Annotated in this window: 18 protein-coding genes, 1 tRNA gene and 1 riboswitch; of the genes, 11 read left to right on the top strand and 8 right to left on the bottom strand. The window is 44.6% G+C overall.

Annotated elements, in window-relative coordinates; genetic code table 11:
- Nucleotides 1-7 precede the first annotated feature (7 nt).
- The 5 genes from nuoL to C1I38_RS06320 all read left to right on the top strand — a co-directional run bounded on the left by nuoL (nt 8) and on the right by C1I38_RS06320 (nt 8,172).
- Nucleotides 8-1,981 (top strand): NADH-quinone oxidoreductase subunit L, encoded by a 1,974-nt coding sequence (gene nuoL / locus C1I38_RS06340; RefSeq protein ID WP_119774404.1) that lies wholly within the window; start codon nt 8-10, stop codon nt 1,979-1,981.
- Entirely contained in the window at nt 1,981-3,519 is a 1,539-nt protein-coding gene (locus C1I38_RS06335; protein ID WP_119774403.1) for an NADH-quinone oxidoreductase subunit M, read from the top strand. The genes nuoL and C1I38_RS06335 overlap by 1 nt, the downstream gene beginning before the upstream one ends.
- Entirely contained in the window at nt 3,519-4,949 is a 1,431-nt protein-coding gene (locus tag C1I38_RS06330; RefSeq protein ID WP_119774401.1) for an NADH-quinone oxidoreductase subunit N, read from the top strand. Before C1I38_RS06335 ends, C1I38_RS06330 begins: the two co-directional genes overlap by 1 nt.
- 201 nt (nt 4,950-5,150) lie before the next feature.
- A complete protein-coding gene (gene pabB / locus C1I38_RS06325) occupies nt 5,151-7,373 on the top strand; it encodes an aminodeoxychorismate synthase component I (protein WP_119774400.1) in 2,223 nt (740 codons plus the stop codon).
- On the top strand, nt 7,354-8,172 hold the full coding sequence (locus C1I38_RS06320) for an aminotransferase class IV (protein ID WP_119774399.1): 819 nt from the start codon (nt 7,354-7,356) through the stop codon (nt 8,170-8,172). Before pabB ends, C1I38_RS06320 begins: the two co-directional genes overlap by 20 nt.
- Here the strand turns inward: C1I38_RS06320 and C1I38_RS06315 are convergent.
- Nucleotides 8,148-9,467, bottom strand: coding sequence for a ferric reductase-like transmembrane domain-containing protein (locus tag C1I38_RS06315; RefSeq protein WP_119774398.1), 1,320 nt, complete (start codon nt 9,465-9,467; stop codon nt 8,148-8,150). The two genes, C1I38_RS06320 and C1I38_RS06315, sit on opposite strands and share 25 nt — an antisense overlap.
- Nucleotides 9,468-9,748: 281 nt before the next feature.
- Between C1I38_RS06315 and C1I38_RS06310 the strand changes: the two genes are divergently transcribed.
- A tRNA-Ala gene (locus C1I38_RS06310) sits at nt 9,749-9,824 on the top strand.
- A 131-nt stretch (nt 9,825-9,955) separates the two neighbouring features.
- Here the strand turns inward: C1I38_RS06310 and C1I38_RS14265 are convergent.
- Nucleotides 9,956-10,069, bottom strand: a complete 114-nt coding sequence (locus C1I38_RS14265) for a DUF3102 domain-containing protein (RefSeq protein ID WP_243103597.1) — start codon at nt 10,067-10,069, stop codon at nt 9,956-9,958.
- Nucleotides 10,070-10,565: 496 nt separating this feature from the next.
- On the opposite strand from C1I38_RS14265, the gene C1I38_RS06300 reads away from it, so the two are divergent.
- The 5 genes from C1I38_RS06300 to C1I38_RS06280 all read left to right on the top strand — a co-directional run bounded on the left by C1I38_RS06300 (nt 10,566) and on the right by C1I38_RS06280 (nt 16,357).
- Entirely contained in the window at nt 10,566-11,288 is a 723-nt protein-coding gene (locus C1I38_RS06300; RefSeq protein ID WP_026156605.1) for a DUF421 domain-containing protein, read from the top strand.
- An 85-nt stretch (nt 11,289-11,373) separates the two neighbouring features.
- Nucleotides 11,374-11,456, top strand: a riboswitch (ZMP/ZTP riboswitch).
- A gap of 73 nt (nt 11,457-11,529) precedes the next feature.
- On the top strand, nt 11,530-13,761 hold the full coding sequence (gene pflB, locus C1I38_RS06295; RefSeq protein ID WP_119774397.1) for a formate C-acetyltransferase: 2,232 nt from the start codon (nt 11,530-11,532) through the stop codon (nt 13,759-13,761).
- A gap of 12 nt (nt 13,762-13,773) precedes the next feature.
- Complete coding sequence (gene pflA / locus C1I38_RS06290) at nt 13,774-14,541, top strand: pyruvate formate-lyase-activating protein (protein WP_119774396.1); 768 nt, start codon at nt 13,774-13,776, stop codon at nt 14,539-14,541.
- Between the two features lie 88 nt (nt 14,542-14,629).
- Nucleotides 14,630-15,112 carry a hypothetical protein gene (locus tag C1I38_RS06285; RefSeq protein ID WP_119774395.1) on the top strand — a complete coding sequence of 161 codons (483 nt, stop codon included), beginning with the start codon at nt 14,630-14,632 and terminating at the stop codon, nt 15,110-15,112.
- A gap of 66 nt (nt 15,113-15,178) precedes the next feature.
- Entirely contained in the window at nt 15,179-16,357 is a 1,179-nt protein-coding gene (locus C1I38_RS06280; protein ID WP_119774394.1) for an iron-containing alcohol dehydrogenase, read from the top strand.
- A 234-nt stretch (nt 16,358-16,591) separates the two neighbouring features.
- Here the strand turns inward: C1I38_RS06280 and C1I38_RS14005 are convergent, their stop codons facing one another.
- From C1I38_RS14005 to C1I38_RS06255, 6 genes are all read right to left on the bottom strand, one after another.
- Nucleotides 16,592-16,756 carry a hypothetical protein gene (locus C1I38_RS14005; RefSeq protein WP_165904891.1) on the bottom strand — a complete coding sequence of 55 codons (165 nt, stop codon included), beginning with the start codon at nt 16,754-16,756 and terminating at the stop codon, nt 16,592-16,594.
- A 1-nt stretch (nt 16,757) separates the two neighbouring features.
- A complete protein-coding gene (locus tag C1I38_RS06275) occupies nt 16,758-17,276 on the bottom strand; it encodes a CarD family transcriptional regulator (RefSeq protein WP_119774393.1) in 519 nt (172 codons plus the stop codon).
- Nucleotides 17,277-17,482: 206 nt separating this feature from the next.
- On the bottom strand, nt 17,483-17,785 hold the full coding sequence (locus tag C1I38_RS06270) for a zinc-ribbon domain containing protein (RefSeq protein WP_083916826.1): 303 nt from the start codon (nt 17,783-17,785) through the stop codon (nt 17,483-17,485).
- A gap of 186 nt (nt 17,786-17,971) precedes the next feature.
- Nucleotides 17,972-18,196 carry a hypothetical protein gene (locus C1I38_RS06265; protein WP_019225464.1) on the bottom strand — a complete coding sequence of 75 codons (225 nt, stop codon included), beginning with the start codon at nt 18,194-18,196 and terminating at the stop codon, nt 17,972-17,974.
- 11 nt (nt 18,197-18,207) lie between these two features.
- Nucleotides 18,208-19,290, bottom strand: a complete 1,083-nt coding sequence (locus C1I38_RS06260; RefSeq protein ID WP_119774391.1) for an endospore germination permease — start codon at nt 19,288-19,290, stop codon at nt 18,208-18,210.
- A gap of 3 nt (nt 19,291-19,293) precedes the next feature.
- Complete coding sequence (locus C1I38_RS06255) at nt 19,294-20,484, bottom strand: Ger(x)C family spore germination protein (RefSeq protein ID WP_119774390.1); 1,191 nt, start codon at nt 20,482-20,484, stop codon at nt 19,294-19,296.
- Between the last annotated feature and the right edge of the window lie 36 nt (nt 20,485-20,520).

Here is a 20,520-nt window from a genome sequence, read left to right as displayed (position 1 = left end):
TACTATAATGATTGATTTTGCTCTGAATAACGCCTGGTTGATTCCGCTGTTGCCAGCGTTGGCTTTTGCTCTGATCGTTTTTGTGACGAAAACCTCGCAAAAGCTGAGCGCCTTCATTTCCATTCTGGGCATCCTTGTATCGTTTGTACTGTCGGTTGCTATTGGGATAGGCGTACTTCAACGTGGCGAATTCTTAATAGAACATCCTTTAAAAGTCGTTGTTCCCTGGTTCAGTATGCATGGGCTCACGATCGACGTAGGAACACAGATCGATCCTACCTCGGCCATGATGCTTTTCGTGGTGACGTTGGTCGCGTCTTTGGTCCAGATCTATTCTCTCGGCTATATGCACGGAGATCCTGGATTTTCCCGTTTTTATTCCTACCTTTCACTCTTTGCCGCCTCGATGCTGGGGTTGGTCATTGCGCCGAACCTCCTGCAAATGTTTGTCTTCTGGGAACTGGTCGGCCTGTGTTCCTATCTGCTGATCGGTTTCTGGTACGAGAAGAATTCAGCGCGTGAAGCAGCGAAAAAAGCTTTTATTACCTGCCGCGCAGGGGACTTCGGCTTGTTGCTGGGGATTATCCTTCTGCAAGTGAACTTCGGAACCCTTGATCTGCAGGAACTCGCTGAAATGATCCCGAATTTTGCGCAGTACACGACCCTTTCGGCCGGCGCGCTGACCGCAATCGCGATCGTGCTGTTTCTTGGGCCCATGGCCAAATCCGGTCAGTTTCCATTCCATGTCTGGCTTCCCGACGCGATGGAAGGCCCTACTCCGGTCAGTGCACTGATCCATGCGGCTACCATGGTTGTGGCAGGGGTCTATCTGGTTGGCAGAACGCTTACGCTGTTCATTACGCTTCCTTCGGCAATGGTTTTTATAGCGATTATCGGCGGTTTCACCGCAATCTTTGCGGCCTCTATTGCCTTAACGCAGACCGAGATGAAAAAGATCCTGGCTTACTCAACGGTTTCCCAGCTCGGCTACATGATGCTGGCCCTTGGAGCAGGAAGCCTTACCGCGAGTATGTTTCATTTGTTCACCCACGCTTTCTTCAAAGCGCTGCTCTTCCTTTGCGCAGGCGCTGTGCTTCATGCGATGCACAACGAAGCCAGCATTGCGAAATACGGCGGTTTGAAAAAATACATGCCGGTCACTTACTGGACCATGCTGGTTGGCTGCCTGGCCATTTCCGGTATCTTTCCATTTGCCGGCTTCTTCAGTAAGGACCTGATCCTGGAAGTCACCTATGCTGCTTCATCGTTATCGGGACATGCTGCCGGTCCATTCCAGGGCGTCTACACGGTCCTGTTTATTCTGGCAGCGTTGACGGCCCTACTGACGGCATTTTATATGTTCAGGATGTTCTTCATCTGCTTCCACGGTGAACTCAGAAGCCATGATGCGCATCCGCATGAAGCACCGAAGACCATGACGATCCCGCTCATCATTCTTGCTGTGTTTTCGCTGGCCGGCGGCTGGGTAGGCTGGCCGGGACTTGGGGAAGGACATGCTTTTGGTTACTTCATCCGATTGGGCCATTTCCATGAGGTGGAAACCAACTGGTTCCTGATCATCCTGTCAACAGCTTTGGCGTTGATCGGAATTGGAACGGCTGCGCTGTTCTATCTGAAGAAGACATTCTCAGCTGAAGCCGTTGCCCAAAAGATCCCGTTCCTGTATAAGCTTTCGCTGAACAAATACTATATCGATGAATTTTACCTCTGGATCATCCGTCACATCATTGATGCATTCGGCCGGATTTTGTGGTGGGTTGATGTGGTTGTGGTCGACGGTATTGTCAACGGTCTCGCGAAGCTTACCCGGGATTCGGGTGATGCTGCCCGCAGAGTCAATACAGGACAGCTTCAACACTATGCCATGGTCTTTTTTGTCGGCGTAATCGTTCTGATTATGCTATTAACGACGGCAGACTTAAGTCAACTGAATATCGGGCTGCTGGGAGGTGTCAAGTAATGAATTTTCCTGTCTTAACCACCATTTTACTGGCACCGATCATCGGTGCGCTGATCAGTGTCTTTATACCGAAAGAGAAATCCGGCGCGATCAAAGCCGTTGCCGGCATCACGACGTTTATTTCCCTTGCCCTGTCCATTTTTGTGTATTATATTTATTACACGCAGAACTTGGCTGTCGGCGGGTTCGCCTTTACGGAAGATATTCCGTTTGTGACGGATTTGGGTGTTGTCTATTCGCTTGGGGTTGACGGCTTGAGCCTGCCGCTCCTGCTGCTGACCAACGTTATTGGTTTTTCAGCAGTGTTTTCCCGTTCCTGGAGTGTCGAGAAAAGAGCCAAAGAGTTCTATATCCTGCTGCTGATCCTGATTGCCGGGGTTATGGGAACTTTCATTGCCAGAGACCTGTTTATCTTCTTCTTGTTCTATGAAGTGGTGGTCATTCCAATTTACATCATGGTAATCATCTGGGGAAGCGGCAGCAAAACAAAAGATGTTAACAAAGAATACGCCGGTATGAAACTGACGATCTATCTACTGATCGGAAGTGCCTTCCTTCTGGCCGGATTGATTTGGATGTATGTATTGGCCGGCAATATGCTCGGAACGCCAACCTTTGATATTGAAAAGCTCGCGACACTGAACTTCTCCGAAAATCTTCAGATTGCGATCTTTGGCCTGATGGCGCTTGGCTTCACGTCCCTGATCTCCATGTTTCCATTTCACTCTTGGTCACCGGACGGATATGCCGGTGCGCCGACTGCGGTTTCCATGATTCACGCCGGTGTTCTGAAAAAGATTGGCGGCTATGGTCTTATCCGGATCGGTATCTTTATCTTCCCGCTCGGTGCTAAATTCTGGGCGCCGCTGATTGCGATCCTGGCTGTCTGCAACGTGCTGTACGCGGCGTTCATCAGCCTGGCCCAAAAAGACATGAAATATGTCGTCGGATATTCCAGCGTGAGCCATATGGGTTTCGTACTGATCGGTATCGCATCGCTTAATGTAATTGGTTTGAACGGTGCGGTTGCCAATATGTTTGCGCATGGTGTCATGGCGGCTCTGTTCTTCTCGGTCGTCGGCTATATCTATGCTGAAACGAAAACCAGGCATATCCCTGATCTCGGAGGGGTCGCACATCAGATGCCGCGTCTAGCCGGTGTGTTCCTAGTAGCGACGATGGCTTCGGCCGGATTGCCGGGCTTAATCACGTTTGTTCCTGAGTTCACCGTATTTATGGGCGCTTTTAGCGAACCTGCCATCAGGATTCCTGCGATTCTGGCCCTGACGGGAATTATTATTGGAGCCGTCTATGTCCTCAGAATGGCAGCCAATGTACTGTTTGGGCCACGCAAGACAGAATGGGACGGGAAAATGGATATCAAAGGCTCCTATATGATTCCGGTCATCGTTCTGGTCGCGTTCACCGTCATCTTCGGTTTATTCCCATCCTTGCTGATGGATATGGTCAATTCAGGGATAGAGCCTATTGCTGAAAGACTGGTCGAGGCCAGCTCCCAGATAGGAGGTAACCTGTAATGAATATAAACTTTTCTTTATTTACCACTGAAATTGCAACGGCACTTCTTGGACTGGTGATCCTGGCTGTCGGCTTGTTCCTGTCCAAAGAAAAACGGCATAGGCTTGGTTACGTCATTGCCGTGGGACTTGCGGTGATCCTGGTATACAGTTTCGGAAGCTATGGACAGAATACCAGTGTGATGGACGGCATGTTCATCGTCGATGATTTTGCCGTGTTCTTTAAACAGCTGTTCCTGATAGCTGCCGTTCTGGTCATCCTGACCTCGACAGTCTATGTCAAAAAAATGGGCGGCAACTATGAGTTCTATGTCATTACGCTCGTGGCTGCGCTGGGCATGATGGTGCTGGTTTCCGCCGGAGACCTGCTGACACTTTATGTCGCGCTGGAAACCATGACAATTTCATTCTACATCCTGGCAGGCTACAAGACCGATCTGAAGTCCTCTGAAGCCGGGGTCAAATACCTGATTCTTGGAGCGGTCTCCTCCGGAATCCTGCTGTACGGTTTAAGCCTGGTCTATGGCATGACTGGTACGTTTGTGATCCGTGATATTGCTGAAAGCATTAAGCAGATGGATGGATTGTCACCGGCGATTCTCGTCGGAATCATCTTCCTGCTGTCAGGACTTGGCTTTAAAGTTTCGCTGGTGCCTTTCCATATGTGGTCACCCGATGTCTACGAAGGTGCGCCGACACCTGTCACCACCTTCCTCGCCACCGGGTCCAAAGCGGCTTCTTTTGCAGCGTTGGCCCGTATCCTGATTGAAGCACTGCCAAGCTACAGCGGACAATGGACGTATATCCTGGCGATTATGGCTGCGATGACGATGGTGATCGGAAACATTGCTGCCATTCCGCAGACCAATATCAAGAGAATGCTTGCGTACTCAAGTATCGCGCAGGCCGGCTATATTATCACGGGGATTATCGCTATGAGTTCCGCTGGGATCAAAGCAGTTGCGTTCTATTCGATGGTGTATGTGTTTGCGACGATCGGTGCTTTTGCGGTTGTCATCACATTCTCCCAGAATACGGGGAGTGAAGAGATTAAAGATTATGCAGGGCTTGCCCAGCGTTCACCGTTTATGGCCGCCGTGCTGACGGTATGTCTCCTGTCGATGGCAGGGATACCGCCTCTCGCCGGTTTTGTCGGCAAACTTTATTTGTTTTCTTCGATCGTCAACCAGGGCTATTTATGGCTTGTCATTCTCGGTCTGGTCATGAGCATGGTTTCCGTCTATTACTATTTGCTTGTGGTTAAAGCCATGTATATGAACGATCCTATATCCAGCACACCGATCAAGGTTCCGGTCGGAACCAATGTTACCCTACTGCTGATTCTGGTCCTTACGCTGGTTCTCGGTATCTATGCCGAACCACTGTCAGTACTGGCAAATATGGCTGGAAATGCGATGTTTCCTTTCTAAATGTAAGTTAAGCAAAATTTGTTCAGATAGTCGAGAGACGTCTCAGTTATATATGAGACGTCTTTTCTCATCTTAGCGTTGATAATTTTTGGAGCAAGGCTGTAAAATCACGGAATCTGTGATATATTATCTCTACCTGGATAACGTGTTATTTCGGCATGATTTAACTATTTATTGACAATCAGCAAAGGAGAATTATAGGTGATATTCATCTTGGATAATTATGACTCATTCACATACAATCTGTATCAGTATTTCGGAGAACTGGAGGAGGAAGTACTTGCTCGGCGTCCTGAGGAGTGTACGATTGCCTGGATCCAGCAGCTGGAACCGGAGCTTATTGTGATTTCTCCGGGTCCCTGCTCACCGAATGAAGCGATCTTTGCGCTGGAAGTCATCCGGCATTTCCAGGGAAAAATCCCGCTGCTGGGCATTTGCCTTGGACATCAGGCGATCGGGCAGGTTTTTGAGGCTGAAGTTGTCCGGGCCAAGACGCCGGTCCACGGCAAAGTATCGAGCATCACGCATGACCGGTCCGGCGTATTCCGAGATATTGCCAGCCCGTTTACGGTAACCCGCTACCATTCTCTGGCCCTGCGCAGAAACAGTATACCTGCTGACTTTATTATTTCCGCGGAAACAGAAGACGGTCAGGTGATGGGAATCCGTCACCGCTATTTGCCGATTGAAGGAGTACAGTTCCATCCAGAGGCCATTCTTACAGAAAACGGTCATCAGATGCTGCGGAACGCAGTACAGGATGCCCGCAGGTGGCTCAGTGAACACGGTGAATCAAAGATGATTCAAGCGTTAAAAGCATCAGTAATACCACAAACAATTCAGAAAACAGGAATGCCAGGAATACCAGGATCAGTAATGATATTGGAAACACCAGGATTAAAAATATCAGAAACCCACGGAGCGCCTGATGAAGGCGAAATCAAGCAGAATGTCTGGCAGGTTAGGCCTTTTATCACAGATTTGAAGCCGTTCGAGCTGCTTCAGGTGTTTAAAAATACCAGAGATCCTTTCTTCTTGGACAGCGGGGACGGCTATACCGAGCTTGGGAAGTATTCTTATTTCGGGGCGGATCCTTTTATAAAGATCAGTGCTTATAGACATCAGTATAGCATCGCAAAAAACTGCAAAGACGAGGAACTGATCGCTTATTCCGCAGGGCAGTACAGCCTTACAATTTTGAACGATTATGTCTTGAAACATCAGGCTCCTTCCGCGGCACCTTTTCCATTTGCCGGAGGGGCTATCGGATACTTCAGCTACGATCTGAAAAATGAGATTGAAGAATTGCCGATACGGGTTAAAGATGACCTTGGGATGCCGCTCTGGCGGCTGGCCTGGTATGACGGGATTGTTGTCTACGAACACGCAACGGGAACTTACAGTCTGACAGCCTGCGGCATGACGGATCAGGGCTGCTGCGACGCCTCTCTTGCGCAGGAAAGACTTGATAAACTGGAGAAACTTCTCCAGCACTATGTAGAGGAACAATATTTGGCCAATGGTTCAGCAGAGCGTTCCTGCACAGGGAATGAATTAGCTGTTTCCGGTATTTCCTTTGCCGAAATCCATAAAGCTGTCTCCCGGGAACAATATTACAGGGATCTGCAGCAGGTTATCGATTACATTTATGCCGGTGATATTTATCAGGCGAATCTGAGTCAGATGTTCAGTGTCAGGTATGAAGGAGATCCCTGGGATTTGTATGAACAGCTTCATCGCAAGAATTCTGCTCCGTTTGCTGCGTTCTTGCCGTATCCCGATTTTCAGATCCTGTCATCCTCTCCGGAACGGTTTATTCAGATTACACCGGACGGAAATATTGAAACGCGTCCAATCAAGGGAACCCGGCCAAGGGGGAAAACGCCGGAGGAAGACCAGAAACTTGCAGATAAGCTGGTTAATAGTGAGAAAGACAGGGCTGAACTTACCATGATCATCGATCTCGAACGCAATGACCTTGGAAGGATCTGTGAGTTTGGATCGGTGCTTACCACAGAACTGCTGACCCTGGAGAAATACCCGACTGTCTGGCATCTCGTTGCCACAGTTGTTGGGAAACTTAAGAAATCCTTACAACCGGAAGAACTGATCAAAGCCATTTTTCCGGGCGGCTCGATTACCGGCGCGCCCAAAATCAGAGCAATGGAAATTATCGATGAGCTTGAACCGTACAACAGGGGTGTTTACACCGGGAGCATCGGCTATATTGGTTTCGACGGGGCTTGGGACCTGAACATTGTGATCCGGACCATTCTGCTGAAAGAGAAAATGGCGTATCTTCATACCGGTGGAGGGATTGTTGCCGATTCGATCCCCCAAAAAGAATATGAAGAAACGATCCATAAAGCAGGAAGACTCCTGGAAGTTTTGGGGGTAAAGCTTGATGGGAAATCAGAAAAGTAAAAACAGAAGCTTCGATAAAATCGAGCCTGTCGGTGTCTTTGAAACGATAAAGGTTACTGCCGACGGGCTTATCGTGCCTGAACTGCATTGGGAGAGGATGAGCAAGGGCGGTAAGCTTCTTGGAATCACCATTCCCGCTTATGAGGAATGGCTGAACAAGATCGAAACTTACCTAAGAGAAACTAAAATTGAGCAGCTGCCTTTTGCTTTGAGAGCAGAAATCAGGAAAGATCCGAGTCTGATTTCCAATCAAAGCCAAAACCATAATCATAATCATAATAACCAGTGGCTTTTCAGCACTAGAGCGATTTCCTATACTCGTGAACAATATGAAGAGGGTGTTCGGGTTGTGTTTATGCCAGAACACCGGGTTGACCCTATACCGCTCAACTACATTAAATCCGCAGATTTTCTGGATACTGCCGCTGCCCTGCGCGCGGTGCAGGGCGGCGGTGCGTTTGAAGGGATCTGGTTGAACAGCAGGGGCCAGATAATTGAGGGGACTAGAAGCAATGTTTTCTTTGTAAAGAATGGGCATCTTTATACGCCTTCTCTGGAAAGCGGCTGCCTGGCCGGTATCAGAAGAAGGATCGTGATAGAAAAAGCCCTCGAGCTGACCATACCGTTCAGTGAAGGTGTTTATTATCCTGAAGACTTATTGAATGCTGATGAAGTTTTCCTTACCAATTCCCTGATGGAGGTCATGCCGGTAAGTGAACTGGAAGAAAAAGTATTTCGGCTTGATGGAACACTTGGGCGTCGGCTGCTCCTTGCCTATTTGAACTGGAAAAACTCGTAGTGAAAATGTCCCATATGCAGGCCGCAGGTCTTTAATTCTCTTTCCAGTTTGATCCTCATCGGTTCCGGGCCGCAGAAATAGACATCAACAGTTTCGGTCTTGGGCACCGCTTCGCAAATAGCTTCGGCATCCAGGAACCCTTTCGTCTGGAGATCATGCAGATGCACGCGAATATCGCTCCCGGCTGCAAGGTTTTTTATTTCATCCAAATAGGGTCCTTCGGCTTCGTTGTTATAACAGTAAAACAGGTCAATGGAATATTGCGGAGGGATCGCAGACTGGTAAAAGCTGCGAAATGGCGTAATGCCGATTCCGCCCGCTAGCCAGACCTGACGGTTTGATCCGGCCTTATAATCGAAGCGGCCATGGGGGGAGGTTACGGCAAAAGTATCTCCCTCCTGAACGTTTTCCAGTAAAGCAGAGGTGTGATCTCCCAAAGCCTTAATCGCAAACTGTATCTCATTCTTTCGGAAAGACTGGCTTATCGTGAACGGATGAGAAGGAAATTTTTTGCCTTCCTCGGTAAACTTGATAAAAGTAAATTGTCCTTCTTTATAGCGGATTCCTTTATTAAAGACTTTGCCGGTGATTTCAAGGGTATCTTTGGCGACCGTGCGGATGTTCGTTACGACATAGCGGGACTGAAATGCTGTTCTTTCATAGAATCCTATACTGTAGATTGCCGAAGTCAGACCGACCAGATTGACCAGATTCAGCCACAGCCCCAGGGCGCTTAAGCCTGTAACGGCATAGTCCGAGCTGCCGTAATAATGAATAATTCCGATCATATAAGGAATGAAAAAGAGCTTGTGGATGTTCTTCCATTTTTCATAATTCATTTTCCAGATGAAGAGGGCAAGCAAAATTAAGACGATAAAAAGCAGCATACTCAAATTAGCGATCCCGGAAAAAAACTCCGCCCCATTTTCTACCCCTGGTGGCGGCCCATTCAGACCATGTGGACCCGGTCCCAAATTAGCTCTGTTTTCCCCGTAATGATTGCCCTTGCCTGCATCAAGCGTAAACCGATGCACAAAGATCAAAAGAACACTTATGATACTTAAAACTTTATGGTAAAGGTAGCTTTTATCCAGGCCATGGAACAGGGAGTCCAGCAGCGGATGACGGGTTGAAATAAAATTGACCCAGGCAAAGCAGACCAGCATGAGTGAAGCAGCCATCTCGGAGTATTGTCTGATCGGGGTAACATCCTTTAATGGTTCGCTGACTGACCAGAAGATAAAGGTCAGGATCAAAGTAAGCAGAATGAACAAAGGGCCTTGACGTTCACGCATGTTTTTATCCTCCAAGTGTAATAGAATAGTAAAGGAATAAAGCAATCATACTATAGTGCTGCTATAGTATGATGAGGTAATATATTCCACACAGACCTGCTTTTTTCCTTTAAGCGCTGTTGGATACAGTGTATCACATCTGCAATTCCCCATCAGAATCAGGTGTTTATCAAAAAATAGTCCGGGATCATCATTTTTATCAGCTAACTCTAGCGGAAACTAGGATTATTCAGTATAATATACCCGTGTGAATTAAATAATTGTTTTTGTTTCAAAACAGTGGGGATGTAGCTCAGCTGGGAGAGCGCTTGCTTCGCATGTAAGAGGTCGTGGGTTCGAATCCCATCATCTCCACCAAAATTTGTCCGGGAACCCGCTATTCATGCGGGTTTGCAGTTTTTAAAGCAGGAATTTTCCTCTTTTTTTTATTTGATTGCCGGGTTATCCGTTTTAATATCCAAATTCGTTCTAATCGCGCCTGGGAAAAACTAAGATTCGAATCCGGATTCGAATCTGGCAAGCCACTTTCCCCACTTCCCATATGGAATCGCTGCCTTGGCCTCCGTCAGGCAGGCCTTGATTTGAACGCAGTTCTGGAGCATGATTTTGTCGGTCCCGTTTTTAATTAAGTTAATCTCGGTGGCGATTTACGAGGGTGTCCGAGCAGATAATTTAACATTCATTCTGGTTACACTCTCTTAACTAATGATATTTTACAGATAACGCTATAAAATATTTTGGTCTCCAGACGAGTGTGAGGGTTTCAGCCCCGGTCTGGCGGGATGACCGTGCCAAAAGGATGTTCAGATAGACATAAGCGGAGCTTTTGGGTCGGGATATTGTCACGAATATGTAAAACTACCTTTTTCCTGGTTTGCAATTTAAGAAGCTTGAAAGCATTGTAAACGTTCTGTCTTATCATTGGTTACATTATATTCGGCAATCAGATGACTGGTTTGATCGACCGCCGTTTGTACTCTTGAAGCAACAGGCGAAAAAAATAAAAGGTGGATTGATAAGGCATTTGGTGTATAATTCTTTGTCTTTGAATGTATAATACGCATAATAATTGGGTCGAGTTATACAGGGGTGATTACCATGAACGATAATATCATCGGTATTCTAGATATTGTGCTCAGAAGCATACTTTCAGTTATTATCTTATTTTTGTTAACTCACTTATTGGGAAAAAAACAACTCTCTCAATTAAGCTTTTTTGATTACACAATAGGCATTTCTATTGGTTCCATTGCTGCATCTTTAGCAATAGATAATGAAATTCCTTATTTACACGGAATACTCGGAATTCTTATTTATGGTAGCTTTGTATTGCTGTCTTCTTATGTATCCCGGAGAAGTATCCGGGCCAGAAAATTTTTATGTGGAGTACCGACGATTTTGATACAGAATGGCAAATTGATCGAACAAAACCTAAAGAAAGCCAGATTTCATATCAATGAAGTAATGGAGGAATGCAGGAACAAAGGTGCATTTAGTATTAGCGATGTAGAAAACGCAATCCTTGAGACAAGCGGCCAAGTCAGTATTCAACTTAAAGCACAAAAACAGCCTTTAACACCTGAAGATATGAATATAAATACTTCCGCTAAAGGTATTGCTGCCAACCTGATTATTGACGGAACAGTCTTAAAAAAACATCTCAGCCTTGTGAATCGGGATGAAAAGTGGTTAACTCATGAATTGAAGAAACAAAAGGTTAATTCGGCGCAAGAAGTTTTACTGGGGTCTCTTGATTATGACGGCACATTGCATATAGACTTAAAAAACAATGATCCAGTCCCTTTTGACGTACTTGAATAATCGTTATTCTGTTCGAGCTTTGAATAAACATAACTCCATACAAACGGGTAATTGACAAAGTTATTACATCCATAATAAAATATCGGTAAGCTTCCAAGACTGGCGGACATATGGGTTTAACCATAAGGGATTGGAAGAGTTCAAACGTCGACCGCCTGGGCAGTATAAATATTGTCCAGGTTTTTTTATTTTCTGAATCACCCTCATAAAATTTAGAACCTGGCAAATCAGGAGGGTTAACGTGAATAATACAGGATGGGAAAACTTCAAAGATGGCAGATGGCAGCAGGAAATTGATGTCAGGGACTTCATACAAGCAAATTACCAGCCTTATGAAGGAGATGAAACTTTTTTAACGGAGGTAACGAACCGGACTCAGGATATCCTAGAGAAACTTTCAAGGTTGCAAAAGCTTGAGAAGGAATTTGGCGGCGTGCTGGATATCGATACCTCAACGGTTTCTTCATTGCTAAGCTATGGACCGGGCTATCTGGACAAGGAAAAGGAACTTATCGTTGGCATTCAGACCAACAGGCCGTTAAAAAGAGGGGTCAATCCTTTTGGCGGGATCAATATGGCCAGGAAGGCCTGCAAGGCCTATGGTTATACCATGGATGAGAAAATCGAAAGAGAGTTCTTTTACAAGACGACGCACAATGACGGTGTTTTCCGTGTCTACACCGATGAGATGAAGGAAGCTCGCAGGAGCGGAGTCATTACCGGACTGCCGGATGCCTATGGACGGGGAAGGATCATCGGGGACTACAGGCGTGTAGCACTATATGGCGTTGACAGGCTGATTGCAGGGAAAAAAGAAGATAAGCGCAAAAAGGGTCAGCTGCTGATGGACATGGAGAATATCAAAGTAAGCGAAGAATTGTACAAGCAGATCGATTTTTTAGAAAAGCTGAAAAAGATGGCGGAGCTTTACGGTTTCGATATATCCCAACCGGCCGTAGATTTTAAAGAGGCGGTCCAGTGGTTGTATTTTGGCTATCTTGGCGCGATTAAGGAACAGAACGGTGCCGCCATGTCCCTGGGAAGGGTCAGCACATTTCTGGATATCTATGCTCAGCGGGATATTGATCAGCAAAGATTGACCGAACAGCAGGTCCAGGAGATCATAGACGATTTCATCATTAAACTGAGAATGGCCCGGCATCTTCGGACACCTGAATACAATGAGCTTTTTGCCGGGGATCCCATGTGGATCACGGAGGCTATCGGAGGTATGGGCGGGGACGGAAGGACGCTGGTTACTAAAATGTCCTACCGTTTCTTGCATACGCTATATAATCTGGGGCTGGCACCCGAGCCTAACCTAACAGTGCTGTGGTCCACGGCACTGCCGGAGGCTTTTAAACGTTATTCCGCCAAGGTGTCTATCGATACCGACTCTATACAGTATGAGAATGACGATGTAATGCGTCCTTTATATGGGGATGACTATGGGATCGCCTGTTGTGTATCGGCGATGAAGATAGGCAAGCAAATGCAGTATTTCGGAGCACGCTGCAACCTGCCAAAGATGTTGCTTATGGCTTTAAACGGCGGAAGGGATGAAATCACCGGCAAACAGGTCGGGCCTGTATCCGAAGGGGTTAAGGACGGTTTGCTGGAATACGGGGATGTCATGAAGCGCTTCGCTTTTTATCAGGGATGGCTCACCAGGCTGTATGTCAATACCATGAATGTCATCCATTATATGCATGACCAGTATGCCTACGAGAAGCTGCAGATGGCATTGCATGACACGGATGTCGAACGCTTTATGGCTTTCGGAATCGCCGGACTTTCCGTGGTTGCGGATTCTTTGAGTGCGATCAGGTATGCCAAAGTCCGGGTAGTCAGAAACGAGAAAGGCCTGATCCAGGACTTTGAAATAGATGGAGAATACCCACGGTTTGGCAATGATGACGACCGTGTGGATTTGATTGCTGCAGAGTTGACAGAGGATTTTATCGAGGAACTGAGAAAGACGCCTGCTTACAGGAACGCCGTGCACACCCTTTCGGTGCTGACAATTACCTCCAATGTGGTCTACGGCAAAAAGACAGGTGCAACCCCGGACGGAAGGAAAAAGGGCGAAGCTTTCGCTCCCGGTGCTAATCCGATGCACAACAGAGAGGCAAACGGGGCACTTGCATCGTTGAATTCTGTTTCAAAGCTTCCGTATGAAGCCTGCCGGGACGGGATATCCTGTACTTTTTCCATAACTCCTTCCACCATCGGCAAGAACCCTGAGGAACAGAAGAGCAACCTGGTAGCGGTCTTAGACGGCTATTTTGATATGAAGGCCCATCACATCAATGTTAACGTTTTGAACCGTGAACAACTGATTGACGCTATGGAGCATCCGGAACGCTATCCCAACCTGACGATACGCGTATCGGGTTATGCAGTCAACTTCAACAAGCTAAGCCGTCAGCAGCAGCAGGAGGTCATCAGCAGGACCTACCATGAAAGGTTATGAGGCAGTAAGCAGATGAGCGGCAAAGCGGAAGAGATAGGAAAGATGGGAAGGATACACTCCATTGAGACCCTTGGAGGAGCGGATGGACCTGGATTGAGAATGGTTATTTTCATGCAGGGATGTCCATTGCGCTGTATCTATTGCCATAATCCCGATACTTGGGATAGGAAGGGGGGGAGGGAGTTTACCGCGGAAGCTTTGGTGCAAAAAGCCATGCGTTACCGCACTTACTTTGGCCGGGAAGGCGGTGTCACGCTCTCCGGCGGAGAGCCGCTTATGCAGCCCCTTTTTGCGGCAGGACTGTTTAAACAGCTTAAAAAGGCCGGTATCAACACGGCTCTGGATACTGCCGGCACAATACTGTCGGAGGAGGTAGCCGAGGTTCTGGCAAATACCGACACAGTCCTGCTGGATATCAAAATGCCGGATCAAGAGCGGTATGATCAATATATCGGAGGCAGTCTAAGTACGACAATGGATTTTCTACATGCGGCTTCGGCGGCAGGCTGCCGGATATGGATACGGCATGTGGTAATACCGGGCATCAACGACAAGAAAGATGATATTGTTAGCCTGTGCAGTCTTATTCGTGATAGCGGAGTAGCGGTAGAACGATTAGAGCTATTGCCTTATCACAAGATGGGTATTGAAAAATATAAGCTGCTGGGACTGTCATACCGGCTGGCCGATGTTCAGGAACTCGAAGAAGGAAGACTTGCCGAGTTGCTGAAGTATTGTTCCAAAGAGCTGCCGGAACGACTCCGGGCTATTAAAAAATGAAAACGTTAGGAGCTCTTCTAATATCCGAATAATTTAATGCCTTAATGGATATCCTAAGCTTGCATATAATATAAAGGGGATTGCAGTAATGCCAATTTTTTTGTTGCATCCGTTTTATGCTGTGACTTTTACTTTGCTCTTAATCGTCATTGTGCCTAAAAAAGATATTCGACGATTATCTTTGTTTGGTGTTGTCTTAGGTGGAATGATGGATTCTATTGTCCACGCTTTCGGGTATTTTACTGGATTATTTTATTGGACGGATTTTGGCCCTTTTGGCTTCATTGGCGTTCATCTTTTTGCCAATATTGCCTGGACAGCGTTTTTCATTATCTATTTTTATTATTTACCAAAACAAAAGCCGTTTTATTATATTTCTATCGCAGCAGGAGTGTTTGCTTCGATCTTATACTATAATCTATTGCTTGATATAGGGATTTTTGAGGCTTCCAGCAGATTAATTCTGCCACTGATCGGTTTTACGGTTTGGTTTTTGGTTGCCACATGGGCATTTTTGAAATGGAGCCATTTTGTCGAGGATAAAAGCAGAGAGAAGATGTATCCCTATTAAGTATTGCGATTAAGCAATGCTTGAGGCTTTTTCATATTAATAATTCACTTTGTAAAGGGTGGGTGATTGGCCTTGGAAAATACCCATAATTTTTTTATCCCTAAAACCAATTTAATCGGCGTTGGGGCAATTAAGGATCTTCCTAATCAATTATTGTCCTGGAAATTAAGTAAAGCGTTGATTGTGACTGATAAGAATATGATCAAACTTGGGTATGTTGAAAATATTGAAAAGATACTGAAGAGTCTATTTATTTCCTACGATATTTTTGACGGGATTTTACACCCCAATCCGACAGTATCTTTTGTTGAGGATGGATTAAGATATTTCAAGCATGGCTGGAATGTCTTTAAACGAGACTATAAATTAATCATTTCCATCGGCGGCGGGACAAATCATGATTGTGCAAAAGCAATTGCTGCAGTCGCTGTAAACGGTGGCTCGATTATAGACTATGAAGGATATAATAAAATAATTAAACCGATGATCCCTCTTATTACAATCAACACAACGGCTGGCTCTGCAGCAGAAGTAACAAATACTGCAATCGTCACGGACAATACAAGAAAGGTGAAAATGGTAATCACTTCAGCTTTATTGACACCGTTTATATCCGTAAACGATCCAATTTTTATGACCACGATGCCGAAGGAAGTAACATCCAGTTCTGGAATAGATGTTGTCTCGCATGCGATAGAAACGTTTGTTTCGACAGAGGCATTTCCGATTACAGATGCTTTGGCTTTGGATGCATTGAGGTTGTCATTTGAGTACTTACCGAGAGCCTATGAGAACGGCAATGATTTGGAAGCCAGAGAAAAAATGATGTATGCCAATATAATGGCAGGGCTTGCTTTTAATAACGCCGGTTTGGGTTATGTGCATGCAATGGCGCATCAGCTGGGTGGTTTTTATAATGGAACGCATGGATTCAATAATGCGGCTTTGCTACCCCATGTTTTTAGATTCAATTCCACGGCGATACCGGAACATCGGATTTTGAAATTATGCGAAGCCATGGGCACTGTTACACGTCATAAGGATCAAGCAATAAATATTATTATCGAATCAATTAAACACTTGTCTTCTGTAATTGGTATCCCCGAAAAACTATCAATGTTGGGTCTTAAAGAAGGTGATATTGAAAAGCTAGCCAATAATGCGATGAAAGACATTTGCACGTTAACCAACCCCAGACAGGGATCGATTGAAGATATCATCAATATCTACCAAGCTGCATTATAAAGCTCCTTAACTCTTTTTCCCGAAAAATACAGTTTCTTAAGCTTTTAAACGACCTTCTAAGGGCTTTATTTTTCTTTTAGGCTATTGTTTTTCAGGGGTCAATAGGGTTCAGGCTTAGAGCTAAAAACACCCTTCATCAGCCCCTATGTAGTAAAAAAGATCCTGGATTTTAAACCCAGGGTCTTGAGAAAAGAGCTATGAATATACTTAAAATCACTGGTGGTATGGTATAATTTAAACTTCTTTGGTTTTATCTAAACCAAACTGCTCTGCGTATTTGTTGTATAAAATTAGATCAAATCTGCCATTTTTTTCAGCAGCGGGTTTGATATCGATCAGAAACTGAAGCTTCTGTTTTTTTGATAAATAACTAAAATCATACCAAGTATACAGTTTCAAATTATTTTACCTCCCGAAATTCTAGATCTAAAACGTCAGCCGCTAACACTGAATCTAATAAATCTGTTGCTTTCTCTTTAGTCATACATCTTACTTGCATCATTTCACTAATAAACATATAACGGGCACCTTCCAACATTTTGGTATCTTCTTTTCCCAATTTACCAAGGAGGCTTTTTCGCGTTAAATCACGGATTATCTCTGTTCCTTTGAGAATATCACCGCTTTTCATCTTTTTGGTATTTAAATCAGTACAGTATTTCTGATTTTTATAAAGCAAGGGATCAGTAACTCCCTTATTAAAATTTTCAAGAAGATCCTCAAAGACGGAGGGTTGAACCAGCTTCCGGATGCCAAAGCTTTCAGCTTTATCCTGAGGAATCATCATCTGCATCCTGGTTTGGGGTACATTAACAATATAGTAAATTCTTTTTTTCCCCAAGATTTCCTTTTCTTCAATAGCTTCGATAGTTCCGACTCCATGCAAAGGATAGATAATCTGATCGCCAACTTGAAACATATATTCACCTCCCTGAGTCAGTACCTTATTAAGCATATCATATAAAACAATATATAGCAAATCAATTATTTTATCATTTATAAAAATGTATGTCAATGATTAATGTAATTAAATACATCCTTGCGAGCTGCTTAACGAATAAAAAGGCCTGAAATAAAGCAGCCTCCCTAGTGTTACATCCTAGGAAGGCTGCTTCTTTCAGACAATTACCAATTATTTCGTGTGCGTGGTTGGTAACAATCACGACAATAAACCGGTTTATCACCTGATGGTTGGAAAGGGACTTGAGTCTCTTTTCCACAAGTAGCACAGACAGCTGGGAACATTTCTCGTTGCGGACGACCGTATTGGTTGTTGGATCTTGACTGTGCTTTTCTCGCAGAGCGACATTCCGGACATCTGCCAGGCTCATTGGTAAATCCCTTTTCTGCGTAGAATTCTTGTTCGGAAGCGGAGAAGGAAAACTCACTTCCACAGTCCTTACAGGTTAAAACTTTGTCTTCAAACATAAAAAAACCTCCAAAATATATTACCCGCTTTATGGGAAGAATTCATAGCTTCCCATAGCTTTAGGCAATGGAGAGGTTATTAGTAAATCCACAAAATGAACGAGCTGCTTAAGTATAACTGCAATGAAAGTATATGTCAAAGGAATATTTCAAATATATAGCAAATTTGGTGGAGTTTTTTTGATTCTAGTAATAACTCAGTTTTAATATATCCTTGAACAAATATTCCATGCCTTTGACTGGGCTGGGTATTTTGACATCTGCTGCTTGTAATAGAGCCAGTATAAACGCTAACACAAAAAAGACCGAAAAGACGGCAAGTTCCCGCCAATGCTTATTTCTGACAAGAGCAGGGATTTCAAATAATCCTATGGCCACAAAAGCTATCGTTAATAAAAAAATCACGGCCATTTCCTTTCCTGTTATTTTGGCAACTTTCGTATTTTTGCTATTAGTAATGTTATTACAGGCGAAAATTCAAACGTAAGGGTGAAAAAAGGCCCTGTCCCAGTTGCAAAACCAACGTTTTGTGCCAGATAAGTAAATGACAGAATAGATAAACTAACAATGATACTTCCAATCGGAAGTACCAGTGGCCTATAGGAACGTAAATTAAATAATCGGGCTATCCCTAATACAGAGCCATAATACATGACGCTTACTTTGATGAACATTGCAATTAATAATAAAGTAATAACAAGCATTTCCAGCCTGGTTATGATCTCTGCCAGGTCTATCAGGCGCACTGATTCGATCGAAGGGGAAACCATAATCGTCGATGTTACTCCCAGCACAGCTGTATTGCGAACCGTATCAATTAATATGCTGCCCCCCCCAATGATTAATCCTAGGATAACAGACTTTTTTGCTTCTACTCCCTTGTTCACATAGGGCATTACCATGAGAAACACCACGATTTCACTAAAGGGAAGGGTCAGCATGACATGTGTACCCTGAATAAAATCCTTCAGGGAAAGATCAAAAAATGGCAGGAAATTGGTTAGTTGCATGTCTTTCAGCAGTAGAAAAAAAGTGATTAGGATTACAAATATGATGATCATGACAAATACAACACTGGTTCGGGCAAGGACCTCTATTCCATTGCGAACTGTCCAGGCGCAGATGCAAGCAAATAGAATACAAATTGCATACTTAGGAGTTTCCGGCATCAAGTAATACTTTATGATTTCGCCGACATAGGTTAACATAAAACCTGCAACAGAGCAAAAGAACCAAATATATAAGGCAGAAACCAGTTTGCCTAAATAGGGACCATAGACAATACGATTGATTTGTATCAGGTCCTTGCCGGGAAATTTACTCGCTAAGGCAATATAAACCATGGCAAGGGGGATACTTGCAGCCAATCCGGATAAAACAACCAGCCAAGTATACTGCTTGGTAATTATATTCGTAATTGCAACTACCATAACAGAACCCTGGACATATCCTGCAACTAAAAACATCAATTGTGAACTTGAGATGATTCCTCTTTCAAGTCTCATGAATTACTCCTTGGCAGGTACGGCAGGAGCGCTGATATTGCCTGTACTGCGCAGCGTGGTATCGATATTTAACGCTACTTCAATGTCCGGAAAGACCTCGTCCCATTTCATCTTTAGTTTCTTCCACTCGGAGGGGTATTTCCAATAGATTGACTCACCAAAACCGAAGATATCTGAATTGAGATCCTTGGCCGTTTTTAAAGCAGCTATGATTTCCTTTCTGATTTCTGCGGATAGTTCTTTTTCCAGAGAGGCAACATGGACTGGTGATGTTATGTCTTCTGAACCACTTTGGCTATTGATAATCCCTTCGGCTTTGATATCCAGCTTTATCAGAATCGTGTCATCTTGGATGACAGGTGTCATTTTACTCTTCGCACGCATAATCTCCAGGCTCACTGTACCATCACCGCTAGGGACAGCAACATTAATCATTCCGCCTTTTACTTTGTTGATAACCCATAACAGTCCGCGCGTTTCACGTTTATTCAGTTCGCCAACCAATTTATCATGCTTAAAAACTGCTGTCCCAAAGACTTCCACTGTTTTTTCATTTCCGTCACTGGTCACTCTAATCAAAGGTGCGATAGGAGCAGTGGTCTTGTTCATTAAACGACGAATAAAATCAATTAGCCTAACTGTTGGCGATTCAGACGTTACATTTTGCGTTTCAACTAATTTGGCAATATTAATTGCCGGCAGCTTCTCCAATTCAGGCGAAACATCAAGTACCTCATTTGCCCGGTCTTCGGAGACCACAATCAGAACATTAAAGCGAGTCTCATTATCCCGTATAAACGTATCAATATATTTTTGTATTCCTTCTTCAGCCAACTTCCTCTCGATTATCAAAACCTGATTATGTGGGAAATACAACTTGTGGCTGGATTCATGACTAAAATCCCTGATAATTTCAGAGGCAACATATCCCGTTCTTTTTATGTTCCAGTAAGCGTTTGTCCCGTTCCCGCCGCTCCCACCACTCTTATTTTTAGCAGAAGCAGATTTTAGTTCACCTGGTTTTACAACTTGTGTCGTCAATTGTATTTCTCCGGGTTTCTCGGCTTTATCTAAACCTACGCCAACCACGAACGATAAAGAATTTAACTCATGACGGCTCCAGCATCCGCTTATGGGTAAGGTTAACATGAAACACATTAAGATTTCTAAAATAAAACCCATGCGATTTTTCATCAATTGCCTCTTGTTTTCAACGTTATTAAAGCCGGT

Source organism: Dehalobacter sp. 12DCB1 (genome assembly GCF_004343605.1).
Taxonomy (GTDB): domain Bacteria; phylum Bacillota; class Desulfitobacteriia; order Desulfitobacteriales; family Syntrophobotulaceae; genus Dehalobacter.
Note: the sequence above shows the minus strand (reverse complement) of the source record. Positions and strands in the feature narration are given on the sequence as shown.